This window comes from Bacillus sp. FJAT-22090, from assembly GCF_001278755.1.
Taxonomy (GTDB): Bacteria; Bacillota; Bacilli; order Bacillales_A; family Planococcaceae; genus Psychrobacillus.
In genome coordinates, this window is record NZ_CP012601.1 from 3429047 (window position 1) to 3444411 (window position 15365).

Sequence of the window (15365 nt, forward strand, 5' to 3'; positions counted from 1 at the left end):
ATCACGATGAATGCATGTCCAGAGCGAATTGTTCACTTTATGCATGAATATTTAGATGGTGAAATTAGCCGTGAACATGAGCTTGAACTTAAATCTCATTTGCAGTCATGCGTGGATTGTCAGGCCCATATGCATGAGCTAAGCGATGTAGTTGCCTTCGTAAAGGGAGCAGCTCGTGCAGAGGCACCTACTCATTTTACCAAATCAGTTATGGCAAAACTTCCAAAAGAAAAATCTCATGCTGGTGTTAGTAGATGGTTGCGACAACATCCCATTATTACTGCAGCAGCATTGTTCTGCTTATTTATGAGTAGTGCTCTATTCACAAACTTCAATGAGGAACAACAGTTCTCTTTCACCAAACAAGAAAATGTAGTTGTCAAAGGAGAAACAGTTATAATTCCTAAAGGACAAGTCGTGAAAGGTGATCTTGTTGTGAAAAATGGAGATGTTCAAATTGACGGTGAGCTGGATGGGAATTTAACTGTCATTAACGGTTCTAAATATATGGCATCTACAGCAGTTATTACAGGAAAAACTGAGGAAATCAATGAAGTGTTTGATTGGCTATGGTTCCATATAAAAGATGCGGGCAAGCAGGTTGTTTCTTTTTTTGAAAATGAGGAAACTAAATAATTTACAATTACCTTTTCAAATAGAAGTCTACCTTATTTTAGGTAGACTTTTTTGCTTCATAAAGGCGGAATGTTCATTATCATGTTATACTTACAGAGTATGGATTTGTTATGAAAAGTGGGGGATGCCACATGTCGTTTATGGAGCAATTTACGGATTTAATGCCAGTAAACGTAATTGTAAACATTTTAGATGTTTTATTTGTCTGGTTTGTTATTTATAAGTTAATTACCCTTATAAGAGGAACGAAGGCAGTTCAATTATTAAAAGGGATATTTGTTATTATTATTGCGCGGGTAGTGACTGACTTTTTAGGTATGGATACGTTAGGTTGGTTGCTTGATAATGTAATTAATATTGGATTTTTTGCAATTATTGTTATATTCCAGCCAGAAATCAGAAGAGCACTTGAACAAATTGGTAGAGGGAAATTGTTTGCAAGAAGTTCTCTACAAGAAGAAGAAGAGCAAAGCCGTCTTATTACTGCGATGACCAAGTCAGTTAGTTATATGGCAAAGCGTCGAATTGGAGCTTTAATATCGATTGAAAGAGAAACAGGATTATCGGATTATATCGAGACTGGTATTCCATTAAATGCGAATATCACCTCCGAGTTATTGATTAACATTTTCATTCCTAATACCCCATTGCATGACGGAGCAGTAATCGTGCAAAAAAACAAAATAGCTTCTGCCGCTTGTTACTTACCGTTATCAGAAAGTCCATTTATATCTAAAGAGCTTGGAACAAGACACCGTGCAGCAATCGGGCTGAGTGAAGTAACAGACGCTATAACCATTGTTGTATCAGAGGAAACGGGTGCAGTTAGTTTGACATCTAACGGTGATCTCCATAGAAATCTATCCATGGAAGAGTTTGAAGCACACTTGAAGCGACTTTGGTTTGGACCAACGGATGAACAAGTAACTTCTTCTAAATGGTTATGGAGGGGGAAACAAAATGGATAAAATGATGGATAGTCCATGGTTCTTACGAATAATAGCATTAACTTTAGCTATTCTGTTATTTGTTTCCGTGAAATCAGAAGAGAGTACAGGTTCAAGTACTAGTGGAACTCAAATTGATGTATTACGAGACGTACCGGTTGAAGTTTATTATGATGATGAAAACTCAGTCGTAACTGGTGTTCCTGAAACAGTTACAGTAAATATAGAAGGCCCAACACAAGTAGTATTATCCGCTAAAATGATGAAGGATTATAAAGTATTTGTGGATTTGAGAAAGTTAACCTATGGTGAGCATAGAGTTGCTATTTCAAATGAAAATTTTTCTGATAAATTAAAGGTTCGAATAGACCCTGTATACGTAAATGTAAATATTGAAGAAAAAATATCGAAGGAATTCCGAGTAGATCCGGATATGAATGAAGGCTTGTTAGCAGAAAACTACATCGTTAAGTCCTATGACGTCAATCCAAAAATGGTTACAATTACAGGTGCAAAAAGTGTCATAAATAGCATAGGCTATGTAAAAGCAACTATAGTTGGCGATCCAGGAATTACTAAATCTTTTGATCAAGAAGCGAGTGTAAGAGTTCTGGATCGTGATTTAAACAAACTAGATGTGACAGTGGAACCAAAACAAGTACAAGTAAAAGTAAAAGTGGAAGAACTTAGTAAGGAGGTCCCTGTTGTATTAAGACCAAAGGGTTCACCGAAGCAAGATGTGACGATTAATAGGTTGACTACTAATGTAGAAACTATACGACTATATGGGCCACGAGCTGTTCTTGATAGATTTGAGCAGTTGACTGTTGATGTAGATATAAGTAAGCTAGAAAAATCTGGGGATTTCGACGTGAAGTTAGCGATTCCGGATGGAGTTACAAGGATGTCGCTCGACAAAGTCAAAGTTACCGCAGATGTCACGCCTGCTCCAGTAACAGAGCAGCCTACAGAAGAAGATAAAGATAAGGAAGAAAAAGAAGAATCTGTATCAGCTGTCAGTGAAAAAACTTTTGAGCAAGTTACAGTTGAAGTTAGAGGACTTTCCGATCAGCTAGTGAGTGAATTTCTAGCTCCTACAGACGGTTTAGTTACTGTGAAAGCTAAAGGAACACCAGAGGCATTAGAAAAGATAAATAAGAACAATATTGCTCTATATGTAGAAGCACAAAATGCACAAGTGGGGGAGAATACTTTTCCGTTAAAAATGGATGCCCCTACAGATGTTCAATGGGAAATGTCTGCGTCCGAGATAAAGTTATCAGTAAAAGAAGCTTAATACGCAGGACAACAGGTTTTTAAGGAGAGAAGATTAATGGGAAAATACTTTGGAACAGATGGTGTGAGAGGAGTAGCAAACTCAGAACTAACACCGGAACTTGCTTTTAAATTAGGACGCTTTGGCGGATATGTACTAACAAAAGAAACAGAAAATCGTGCGAAGGTTTTAATTGGGCGCGATACTCGCATATCAGGTCATATGTTGGAAGGTGCTCTTGTAGCAGGACTTCTTTCTGTTGGTGTTGAAGTAATGCGTCTCGGAGTAATTAGTACACCAGGTGTTTCTTACTTAACAAGAGTGATGAGTGCCGATGCAGGAGTAATGATTTCAGCATCTCATAATCCGGTTGCAGATAATGGTATTAAATTTTTTGGTTCAGATGGGTTTAAACTTTCTGATGAACAAGAAGAAGAAATTGAAATTTTACTAGATGCTGAAAATGACGAACTTCCACGTCCAACTGGAGCAGGTGTTGGATCAGTATCTGATTACTTTGAAGGTGGACAAAAGTATATCCAATACTTAAAACAAACGGTTGATGAAGAGTTTGTTGGACTTCATGTAGCGTTAGATTGTGCAAATGGCGCAACCTCTTCGCTAGCTGCACATGTTTTCGCAGACTTAGAAGCTGATTTATCCACAATGGGAGCATCACCTAACGGTTTGAATATAAACGATGGTGTAGGATCTACTCATCCCGAAGAGCTGTCGAAATTTGTGCTAGAAAAAGGAGCACATGTTGGACTTGCATTTGATGGGGATGGAGATCGATTAATTGCTGTAGATGAAAAAGGGAATATTGTAGACGGCGATCAAATTATGTATATTTGTGCAAAACATTTAAATACACAAGGACGTCTAAATAAAAATACAGTTGTTTCCACAGTTATGAGTAATATGGGCTTTTATAAAGCACTAGAAACACATGAAATGACTAGTGTAAAAACGGCAGTTGGAGATCGTTATGTTGTAGAAGAAATGAAAAAGAATGGGTATAATCTAGGCGGAGAACAGTCAGGGCATATCGTGTTTTTAGACTATAACACGACAGGGGATGGCTTGTTAACTGGCTTACAGCTTGTAAACATTATGAAAATTACTGGGAAAAAACTTTCAGAGCTTGCTTCCGAAATGACCATTTACCCACAAAAACTTGTAAATGTTCGCGTAACTGACAAACATGCTGTAACGCAAAATGAAAAAGTGGCTGCAATCATAAGCGAAGTGGAAGCGGAGATGGCGGGCAATGGACGCGTTTTAGTTCGTCCATCTGGTACAGAGCCGCTTGTACGTGTAATGGTAGAAGCAGCAACTGAAGAGGAATGCGAAAATTATGTAAACCGAATCGTCGAAGTGGTTAAAGCAGAGATGGGTTTAGCTGAATAACATATATAAAAATCCGACATGATGTCGGATTTTTTTTATACTTCTTATTTGAATGTTTAGTTTAGATACTTTTGTGGAATAACAAGAGAGAGAAACAAACAGATAAGGAGTGACGAAATGGCTAAAGTAGCAACATTAGTTACAAATATGTTTGAAGACGTGGAATATACGAGTCCAGCACAAGCATTAAACGACGCTGGTCATGAAGTATTCATTATTGAAAAACAAGCAGGAAATGAAGTGACAGGTAAACAAGGTGAAGCGAATTTGAAGGTGGACTATGGTATCGATGATGTAAAGCCGGAAGATTTTGATGCACTATTTATTCCTGGCGGATTTTCACCGGACCTCTTACGCGCAGATGATCGCTTCGTTAATTTTGCTAAAGCATTTATGGATGATAAAAAACCTGTATTCGCAATTTGCCACGGACCACAGCTTCTCATTACTGCTAAAACATTAGAGGGGCGAGATGCTACGGGATATAAATCGATAAAAGTCGATTTAGAAAACGCTGGAGCTAATTTCCACGATGAGGAAGTATTTGTTTGTGGAAATCAACTCGTAACAAGCCGAACACCAGATGATTTGCCAGCATTCAACAGAGAAATTGTGAAATTGTTGTAAATTATATGGTTGAAAGGCATTCTTAAATGAATGTCTTTCTTTATTTTTTAATTATTCGAATATTCATATAGATTCCCTTTATTAAATGTATTATAATAATTTATCTAATATTAAGGGGGACTCTTATGGATTATTTATATCATCCGTTTCAAGCAAAACGCCATACTGTTTTTGCTAAGAAAGGTATGGTGGCAACATCGCAACCATTAGCAGCACAAGCGGGTTTGGAGATTCTTCAAAAGGGTGGAAATGCTATTGATGCGGCCATAGCTACAGCTGCAGCTTTGACGGTAGTAGAACCAACATCCAACGGAATTGGCGGAGATGCATTTGCTCTCGTATGGACAAAAGGTAAATTACATGGTTTGAATGCATCGGGTCCAGCTCCACAGTCAATTTCTGCAAAAGCAATTCGAGAAAAGGGTTATGAAACTATTCCTGCATTTGGACTTATTCCTATAACGGTTCCCGGTGTCCCGGCAGCATGGGCCGAGTTATCCATTCAATATGGGAAACTCCCACTTCAAGAAGTGCTCATCCCGGCAATTCGATATGCGGAGGAAGGTTATCCTTTAACTCCAATCCTCGGTAAGTACTGGAAAGCAGCATATAAAAGGTTCAAAAGTACTTTTACTACAGAGGAATTTGCAGCTTGGTTTGATACGTTTGCACCGGATGGGAGAGCTCCTGAAATCGGAGAAATTTGGTCCTCTCCAGATCATGCTAAAACATTACGAGCAATTGGTGAATCAAATGCACGAGACTTCTATGAAGGAGAAATTGCGACAAAAATAGATGATTTCATGAAAAAACACGGGGGCTTCTTATCCAAAGAAGATTTAGCAACATACAAACCTGAGTGGGTAGAACCAATTTCTACGAATTATAAAGGATACGATGTATGGGAAATCCCTCCAAATGGACAAGGCATGATTGCACTTATGGCATTAAATATATACAAGCAACTGAATAAGCCAGAGTGGCAAAATGCAAATATCCTTCATGAACAAATAGAGGCGATGAAGCTGGCATTTACTGACGGGAAAGCGTTCATTACTGACTTAGATGCAATGCCTGTTAAAGTAAATCATTTATTATCAGATGAATACGCTAAAGCGCGAGCAGAAACCATTTTGGAAGAAGCAAGCGATCCAGAACCGTATGAATTACCTAAAGGCGGTACTGTGTATTTGGCAACTGCTGATGAAGAAGGGAACATGGTTTCATACATACAAAGCAATTATATGGGGTTTGGCTCAGGTATTGTAGTGCCAGGGACTGGTATTGCATTGCAAAATAGAGGGCATGATTTTACATTAAATGAATCACATCCTAATTTTATTGAACCGGGGAAACGTACATTCCATACAATCATTCCTGGATTCCTAACACATGATGGTCAAGCAGTTGGGGCATTTGGAGTGATGGGTGGATATATGCAGCCACAGGGTCATTTTCAAGTAGTGACCAATACAATTGATTATCTATTAAATCCGCAAGCTGCCCTTGATATGCCGCGCTGGCAGTGGATAAAAGGAAAGACGGTTCACGTAGAACCTGAATTTCCGAACTATCTAGTGCAAAGCTTAGTTAGGAAGGGGCATGACATTCATGTCGCATCCGACACTGGATCTTTCGGTCGTGGGCAAATAATTTGGAGAAACCCTGAAACAGGAGTCCTGCAAGGTGGGACGGAATCTCGAACAGATGGATCCATTGCTGTCTGGTAGATTAGTAGTTTTCTTGATTCATTTGAACCTTTTTTAGCCATAGTTCCATCAACCTGCTTGCAAAAGAGTCTCCGTATACTGGCTCTTTTGCTTAGCAAAATATTGTTTTATAGCATATATAGATAGAGGTACTTAATTGACTAACATATGTAATTTAAGTATTATAGATAAAGTGCAGACTCAGAAAATCTAATCGTTTCTGTACCCGCGTTGAAATGGAGGGAAAAGAAAACGCGTAAAATAAGGAAAACAATTATAGCGCCTGAGCTGAAGAAATTGGACGAAACAGATCTTCAGCAGACGAGGTGGAGGTTATCGAATTTTCGGCGGATGCCTCCCGACCGTATTTGCCCGGTTGTTATTCTTTTTCATAAACCATGCAAGTGATTGTATGACAGAGGGAAAAGAAGGCATTCTTAGCATAATGAGCTTGGTAAGACTTAGTAGAAACAAATTCTTCATTCGAATGTGGAGCTTCAGGCTGATTGAAAACGTTTGTCAGTCGAGGTAACCTAAGTTCGCGACATCCATGTCGCAACAGTTACATGACCCACATCGTGTGGGCCTGCACTTTGTACGAGTAACCGCAGGATCAAGTAACGAAGAATGCGAGCGTTTCTCAATACAACAGTCTGAAGCAAGTTTATTTTGACATGAATGTAAACGGAGGAAATGAAATTATGTGTGGAATCGTAGGATATATTGGTGAATCAGATACAAAGGAAATTCTATTAAAAGGTTTAGAAAAATTAGAGTACCGCGGATATGACTCGGCGGGAATCGCTGTGTTAAATGAAGAGGGTGTAGTCGTTTTCAAAGAAAAAGGACGTATTGCAGACTTACGCGATGTAGTAGACGAAGAGGTAGGCGCAAAGCTTGGAATTGGTCATACACGTTGGGCAACTCACGGTGTTCCGAATCAGTTGAATGCCCATCCACACCAAAGTACTACAAAGCGTTTTACTTTAGTTCACAATGGTGTAATTGAAAATTATCACCTTATGAAAAAAGCTTACTTAGCAAATGTAGAAATGGCATCTGACACGGATACAGAAGTGATTGTACAGCTTATTGAAAAATTTTCACAAGATGGTTTATCTACTGTAGATGCGCTTAGAAAAACATTGCATCTTATTCACGGATCATATGCAATTGCTCTTATTGATAGAGAAGATCAAAACACAATCTATGTAGCAAAAAATAAATCACCTCTTCTTGTAGGATTAGGAGATGGATTTAATGTAGTAGCATCTGACGCAATGGCAATGCTTCAAGTGACAGAGCACTATGTAGAACTTCATGACCAAGAAATCGTTATCGTGCATAAAGATTCTGTTGAAATTCAAAAGCTTGATGGCACAAAAATAGAACGTGCTCCATACAAGGCAGAACTAGACATGAGCGATATTGAAAAAGGGACATATCCTCACTATATGTTAAAAGAAATGGATGAACAGCCAGCTGTTATCCGTAAAATAATACAAGCGTATCAAAACGAACAAGGCGAGCTTACAATCGACCAAGCTATTTTAGATGCACTAAATGAGGCAGATCGTCTGTACATTATCGCTGCAGGAACTAGCTATCATGCAGGATTAATTGGGAAAGAATACTTTGAGAAAGTTGCAGGTATTCCAGTAGAAGTGCATATTTCTAGTGAATTCGGCTACAACATGCCACTTCTATCAGCAAAACCAATATTTATGTTCATCACGCAATCAGGTGAAACAGCAGACAGCAGACAAGTGCTAGTAAAAATTAAAGAAAAAGGCTTCCCAACTATTACGATGACAAACGTGCCTGGGTCAACACTTTCTCGTGAAGCAGACCATACATTACTACTTCATGCTGGTCCTGAAATTGCCGTTGCATCAACAAAAGCTTATGTTGCACAAGTTGCGACATTAATGGTAACAGCATCTGTATACGCGCAATCTCAAAACATAGAATTAGACTTTGATGTTGTCAAAGAACTAGGTATTGTAGCAAATGCTGTCCAAACAATTGTCGATTCCAAAGAAGAAATGGAAGAAATCGCAACTGAATTCTTAGCAACAACTCGAAATGCATTCTTCATCGGACGTAACATCGACTTCTACGTAAGTCTAGAAGGTGCATTAAAACTAAAGGAAATTTCTTATATCCAAGCAGAAGGTTTTGCTGGAGGGGAATTAAAACACGGTACGATCGCTCTAATTGAAGAGGGTACACCGATTATTGCACTTGCAACTCAGCAAGCGGTAAGTTTAAATATTCGCGGTAACGTAAAAGAAGTAGTAGCACGTGGTGCAAACCCATGCATCATCGCAATGGAAGGCTTTGAAGAAGAAGGCGATCGATTCATTCTTCCAAAAGTACACGAGCTATTCGCTCCACTCGTAGCAGTAATTCCACTTCAACTAATAAGCTACTACGCTGCTTTACACAGAGACTGTGACGTCGATAAACCAAGAAACTTGGCAAAATCGGTAACGGTGGAGTAAGTAAAATATTATTTGTGGCTGTTTTTGTTTTCAGACAACTCAGTCGTGATGTACACAACTCAGTCGTGATGCAGACAACTCAGTCGTGATGCAAACAACTCAGCCGTGATGTAAAAACTGGTTAGATATACTAACCAGTTTTTTTAATTGTCACCGTCAAAAAATAAAATTCCTTGCTTAATAAAAGCAATCCTTAACAAAAACTAGTTTTCCAAATGATCGACCGAGTAGAGCCTTATGGGCCTTACTTGGTCTTTTTGCATTTAAAACAGTTGTCCAACCACACTAACAACTTGTTTTTACTTACATATTTGAAGAAAAAAGAGGAAAAAGGCTAGAAAAGTAGTTTTAGTCAAGGATGGGGGAAAAATGGGGAGAAGATAGGTGGGAGAAGCGTTTGATGGGGAGGGGGTTTGGAAAATTAGTTTTAGTCAGGAACATAGTAAAAGAATATAAAAGTATAAGAAGGATATCTAATTAATAGTACAGAATATAGTAGGTAATGAATAAATTAGTAATTATGGGACTTTACATTTCACTTAGCTATGAGAGGTTAGGTTTATTGTACAAAAATAATTTATTAGGGAAAGGAAAGTGTTCATATTGGCAGTAGTTAAAGCTTTTTATGCTTATCCGGGTCTAAAAACAGACTTAACAGAAGACATTCATGATGCTGTAAGATTAATTAATGAGTCCAAAATTATAAGTATAACAACGTGGGAAGATTTATCGATAGGTGGAAGGTATATCATTGACGGTATCTTAGATGCGATTGATAGATGTGACCTATTTATTTGTGATCTTACATATCTAAATTTTAATGTACTTTATGAATTGGGCTATGCTATATCTAAAGAGAAGAAAATATGGATTACATTAAACAAATCTCATGCAAAAGCGAGAGCAAATTATAAAGCTTTTAGTTTGATAACTACTATTGGCTATGCAGGCTATGAAAATTCCAGAGAATTAGTAGAAAAATTTTATAGCGAGCTACCTCATGAAACATCTCAAAATATTATTCAATATAGTCAAGAAAGCTTAAATAAGCACTTAGTTTATCTAGCATGTGAGAATAGCACAAGTGCATCAAACATTTTAAAGATAACGCTTGGAAAATCCGAAATACCAATCAAAATTGATGATCCATACGAGGGGTCTCAACCGTTAAGTTGGTATTTGAATGTTTTGCAAGACTCTTTCGGTATAGTTATACATTTTCATACATCTGAGAGTCAAGTTGAAAATCCAATACCAACAGGAAGAAAAGCTTTGATTGCAGGAATTGCAAAAGGTTTAGGGTTAAAAACCTTGTTATTAGCTCATTCACCATTTGAAAAGCCATTAGATTATCATGATAGTTTAATAGTGCATGTTAGTGCGAGTCAGTGCGAAAAAGCAATAAAAGAGTGGTTAGAGCCAATTATAGAAGAATATAAAGTATCTGTAGATGATCATAAAGAATATATAACGGGACAAAAAGCTCTCGGTAAAATTTCTAATTTAATTATGGGGGACTATGTTGCTGAGAATGAAAACCATGATTTAGTACATTATTTTTTGGAAACTGCAGAATATAAAGAGGCATTAATTGCACAACAAGTTCTCTTCGTTGGAAGAAAAGGAACTGGGAAAACTGCAAATTTATTAAAAATTAAAAATGAGTTAACTATTGATAAGCGTAATTTCATTATATCTATACAACCACAAGGCCATGAATTCGAAGGTGTTTTAAATATACTTAATAATTTAAAGAATGAATCTGAACAAGCTCATCTTATTGAAAGTGTTTGGAAACATCTAATATACACAGAAATTGCTAAACAATACTATGAGTATCTAGATAGTCTCCCTCTTCATTATCAAAAAAATAAAGATGAACAAGAATTCATAGATTTTGTTAAACAAAATGAACGACTTATTAATGCGGATTTTACCTTAAGATTAGAAAACATTGTAAGTAATCTCACTTCTTCTTTAAAGAAGTCTGATTCTACGGAACAGCAAAGATATAAAGTTAGCGAATATTTGCATGATAATATAATAAAACATTTAAGGAATTATCTTGGTAAAGTTTTAGAAAAACGAGAAAAAGTAACAATCTTAATTGATAATTTAGATAAGAGTTGGAATGATAAGGCAGATTTAAAAAAATTAAGCGAATTATTATTTGGTTTGTTGAACGTAGTACATAAAATATCCGATGAATTTCAAAAAAATTCATATAAATATCAAAAGGTAAATATATCACTAATAGTATTCTTAAGAAGTGATATTTTTTCTAGAATAACAAGTTATGCTTCTGAGATTGATAAAGTTCCTATTAAACATCTAAGTTGGTCAGATTATAGTTTACTTTTTAGAGTAATTGAGAATAGAATTAAGTATAGCAATAATGGTATTACAAGTCCCGATGTATTATGGAATCAATATTTTTGCCAAGAAGTTAATGGAATTCCCCTAAAGAAATATATAGAAAATCTAATTCTTCCTAGACCAAGGGATATTATATTTCTATTTAAAATGGCACTTCAAGAGGCTGTAAATAGGGGGCATGTTAAAGTAGAGGAAGAAGATTTCAAGAGTGCAGAGTTTGCATATTCGGATTATGCAATAAAATCATTATTTCCGGAAAATGGAGGTAGAATTGAAGATATAGAAATCATTTTTTATGCTTTTGCAGGAGAAAAGTCTATACTTACTCAAGAAGAAATAGAAAATTGTATAAAAAAATACAGTAAACAAAATATTAATGAAGTTCTTAATATTCTTTGTGAAATGACATTTATTGGACAAGAAATAGCCGAGGATGAATATGAATATTATAGTGAGAAAAGATCGAGGAAAATTACGGATATACTTGCAGAGAAATTAGCTGTACGTAATTCTCGTTCTAAAAGATATAAAATTAATCCAGCTTTCCACGCTCATCTTGGAATAGAAAATAACTAAATATATAGTGAAAATAAGTGCGTTGTAACTATTCATCTGCAATAATACTTCAGATTATTGATTGTTATTCAAAAGTAACTTAAATATTACTAGTTAATTTTATCTATTTATTCTTAAAAAAACTACCAAGTAGGTGTTTTGATATTCCTACTTGTTCTTTTTATTGCTTTCTCTTCTCTTTAAGTTATTGTGCGTAATTACATTTTTCTAAATAATTTAGTAACATCTTATTAATAGGTGGTTAAATAATGTCAAAAATGAATATGGATACTTACTTGTATAAATATTGCGAAGAACAAATTAATATAATTTATGATGAATTAATAAAAGGAAATGGTTCTCCTGAAATAGAAGAAATAATTCCATTGCTATTATTTAAGAATATATTGGATAAAATTTCGACATTAAAAGTTTTAAAAAAGAAAGCTGACTCCTCAATTAAAGAAAGTTCTCAAGGAATCGCAAGAGTAGTAATTGAAACTCAGTGGAATCTTATGTTTATGATTGAACAGGACAGTAAATTCCGTGCTTTATCTTATTACTATCTTGCATTGGAGTCACAATTGAACAGCCAAATTACTAGTTATGACTATCATATCTCGGAAACACAGGGTTACATTGAAAAGAATCTAGACAATTTAAGATTGCTAAAAGACAACTATAGTAGACTTACTTCTATTAAACTGCTAAACGATCCTGCTGCACTTAAGTACGCTTTAAATAAAAATTATGGAATAAATTCTAAGATAGAAATTGAAAAAAAAATAAAAATTAGAGAAGAAAGTAATAAGGAGTTATTTAATACAATTCAAATTTTAAAAAATAAAAAAAAGGAGGTAGAAAATAAATTAAATGTATTAAAGGATGACAAAAAGTTTTCTGATGTGCAAAAGGAAATTACCAAGTCGAAACAAAAAATTAATTATCCTAAGTGGTACAACTTAAAAACTAATATTGTCTCACTAAGGCAACTCGCAATATTTCTTGGTAGAAAAAAGCAGTATGATGGTGTGTATAATATGTTTTCACAAGAAATTCATGTTCTCAATGCGATAAATCAAATATATATAGAAGATGGAGTTGCTAAGTTACAGCAATCTTCTTCTAACGTAAATCATACACAAGCATTAGATGCATTTTCCTCAGCTATGTACGCTCTAACTGAAGTTGCAGAGAGTTTTCTGTATTTTTATGGAAAAGTCGATGAAAGTATATTTTTAAGAAGGCAAATGGAAAATTATTCAAAAGAGAAATAGCTTCTACTTAATTTGAAAATTAAATCTACAAAATGTGGAAATGTTGAATGAAAGTTATTTAGGTGTAAGTTTAATTTCATGAAATTTTAGAGCAATAATAGTGAAAGTGATACACAGCCCAAAATATTTTACTGATAGATGACAAAGCTGGGGAATTGAGTAAAAGGTAAAATTAATGAGTGTTTTTGTCAAATGTATGATCTTATTTACTATGCCTTTCACTTAGGTGTAAAAATAGACCAAGGCATCCAAATACAATTGCACTTGATAACTTATACAAAGTTCAAAGTTATTCATTTCATCGGGATTTGTTAAAGCTAAAGTTTAAATAAAAATTATGGAAGCTCCAATTTAAAAAATCTAGACGCTATATATTTTAATTGAAAATATTATCATATCTCAAGTGAGTTAGAGCATCTAGGATAGATTGAGGTAAGCATAAAAAATAATTGAGCAAACGTATGAGAAGTGAAGAGAAAAACGCTGGGAAGCTACTTAATTGGAGGTTAACAAGCGGACCTTTAGTTGTGAACATAAGAAAAGCTAAGTAATAATTAAATAGTGAGCGGAATTAGTAAAACCCAACGCAAAATCGGTCACAAAATAAGCGAAAACAAAAAGCCCATGTCAAATAAGTCACATTATTAGTCCGACTAGGTCTGTATTTACTTATAAATTTGAGGAAAAAAGAGTAAAGTCAGGACATATGGTCGATGATACTCTCTTTTAGTGTATATTTATGTTATAAATAATATTGTTGATATTTATATAATAAAAAGAAGGAACTTTTAGGTAACGGGTTCCGTTACCTATCGCAAAACTCTAATTTGGATACCGAATTGTAAATAAAAATGCATACTAAAAAGTAACCCAGTTCTCGAAAGAACTGAGCTATTATTTATATATACTTTGGTTTCCTTCTTCAACTAAAGCACCCGTTAGTTGAATAAGCATCTTGTATAGTCAAGATATTTACTATACAGTTAAATTAACAAATATTAGGTGGTGTCTCAATGGAAAATTATCTTGTTTATATTGCTTTTGGCTTTGCTGTAGCTGGACTTGGTTCTTCTGTCGGCAATGAATATAGACTGAAAAAATTACAAAAAAGAATAGAAGAACTTGAAAAGAAATAGTTCCTGGCCTTACATTTGATGTAGGGTTTTTTATTACTCTTTTTGTGTCAAATGCGACATAAAAACTCCTATTCTCTTCTTAAACTAACCTGCTTCTTTAGTTCAATAAGAAAAAAGGCTTTACTCCTTCTTGAAGTAAAGCACCCGTTAGTTGAACAAGGAGACATGCTTTATATGAACACCTGGTCTATCTCATTTCTGTCGTAATCCAATATCCAATCATTGTATTTGTCATAAATATCTCTTATTGACTCGGGTGAGGTCGCCAGCAAATCACAACCTCTATCATCATACACATGGAAAATTGTCTCTTTATTAATATTGATGAAAAAAACATCATGATAAATCTTAGGTTTAATTCCCATGTCTAGATTACAAATTGCTTTTAACAAAGGAATATATTTAATTTCCGATGTTTTACATTTAAGAATAAATCTATGCGTCTTGTACTTACCATCCTCATCATCCTCGGGGAAAACATAAGGTAGTGTCGTGTGCGTCAACTTATTCAAAACAGACTTATCCTTTATGTATTTAGAGAAAATGTTCAGTTTACGATTGAATGCTGCAAAATCTCCAAAATCATTCACATTTGCTACCACAAAAATCTCATCTTCTTGAAGATGTAAGGTCTTAAACAAAGTGATAACCCTATTGTAAACTCCTTTAAGATAGGGACTGTTTTCGTAACAATAGTCACTATCATAGTCCACGCCTAATTGGAACCGAATACCAATGTCCCAGTTATAAAACAATGCAGGTCTAAGTTCTAAGTTCAGGAAATTTTCATTCATAAAGTTGTTTAATGCCATTCTTGCACCTCGTTAATTTATTTCATTGAACTTTTCTTATTCAACTAAACTGCCTCGTTAGTTTAAGTATATAATTTCAACAAACATCCTCATTTAATTG

The 15365-nt window shown here is 35.2% G+C and carries 11 protein-coding genes; 10 read left to right on the forward strand and 1 reads right to left on the reverse strand.

Features of this window, described 5'->3' with window-relative positions:
- Positions 1-6 precede the first annotated feature (6 nt).
- The 10 genes from AM499_RS17270 to AM499_RS22255 all read left to right on the forward strand — a co-directional run bounded on the left by AM499_RS17270 (position 7) and on the right by AM499_RS22255 (position 14453).
- A complete protein-coding gene (locus AM499_RS17270) occupies positions 7-636 on the forward strand; it encodes a zf-HC2 domain-containing protein (RefSeq protein WP_053591361.1) in 630 nt (209 codons plus the stop codon).
- A gap of 131 nt (positions 637-767) precedes the next feature.
- Positions 768-1604, forward strand: coding sequence for a diadenylate cyclase CdaA (gene cdaA, locus AM499_RS17275; protein ID WP_053591362.1), 837 nt, complete (start codon positions 768-770; stop codon positions 1602-1604).
- A complete protein-coding gene (locus AM499_RS17280) occupies positions 1597-2880 on the forward strand; it encodes a CdaR family protein (RefSeq protein WP_053591363.1) in 1284 nt (427 codons plus the stop codon). The genes cdaA and AM499_RS17280 overlap by 8 nt, the downstream gene beginning before the upstream one ends.
- Positions 2881-2916: 36 nt before the next feature.
- Entirely contained in the window at positions 2917-4269 is a 1353-nt protein-coding gene (gene glmM / locus AM499_RS17285) for a phosphoglucosamine mutase (RefSeq protein ID WP_053591364.1), read from the forward strand.
- A gap of 117 nt (positions 4270-4386) precedes the next feature.
- On the forward strand, positions 4387-4896 hold the full coding sequence (locus AM499_RS17290; RefSeq protein WP_053591365.1) for a type 1 glutamine amidotransferase domain-containing protein: 510 nt from the start codon (positions 4387-4389) through the stop codon (positions 4894-4896).
- A gap of 125 nt (positions 4897-5021) precedes the next feature.
- A complete protein-coding gene (locus tag AM499_RS17295; RefSeq protein ID WP_053591366.1) occupies positions 5022-6626 on the forward strand; it encodes a gamma-glutamyltransferase family protein in 1605 nt (534 codons plus the stop codon).
- Positions 6627-7306: 680 nt separating this feature from the next.
- Entirely contained in the window at positions 7307-9109 is a 1803-nt protein-coding gene (gene glmS, locus AM499_RS17300; RefSeq protein ID WP_053591367.1) for a glutamine--fructose-6-phosphate transaminase (isomerizing), read from the forward strand.
- 603 nt (positions 9110-9712) lie between these two features.
- Positions 9713-12061: a P-loop ATPase, Sll1717 family gene (locus tag AM499_RS22090; protein ID WP_053591368.1), complete on the forward strand. Its 2349-nt coding sequence runs from the start codon at positions 9713-9715 to the stop codon at positions 12059-12061.
- 248 nt (positions 12062-12309) lie between these two features.
- Positions 12310-13317: a DUF5677 domain-containing protein gene (locus tag AM499_RS17310; protein ID WP_053591369.1), complete on the forward strand. Its 1008-nt coding sequence runs from the start codon at positions 12310-12312 to the stop codon at positions 13315-13317.
- 1013 nt (positions 13318-14330) lie between these two features.
- Entirely contained in the window at positions 14331-14453 is a 123-nt protein-coding gene (locus tag AM499_RS22255; RefSeq protein WP_269432378.1) for a hypothetical protein, read from the forward strand.
- Between the two features lie 170 nt (positions 14454-14623).
- On the opposite strand, the gene AM499_RS17315 is transcribed toward AM499_RS22255, so the two are convergent.
- Positions 14624-15265, reverse strand: coding sequence for a DUF3885 domain-containing protein (locus tag AM499_RS17315; RefSeq protein ID WP_053591370.1), 642 nt, complete (start codon positions 15263-15265; stop codon positions 14624-14626).
- Between the last annotated feature and the right edge of the window lie 100 nt (positions 15266-15365).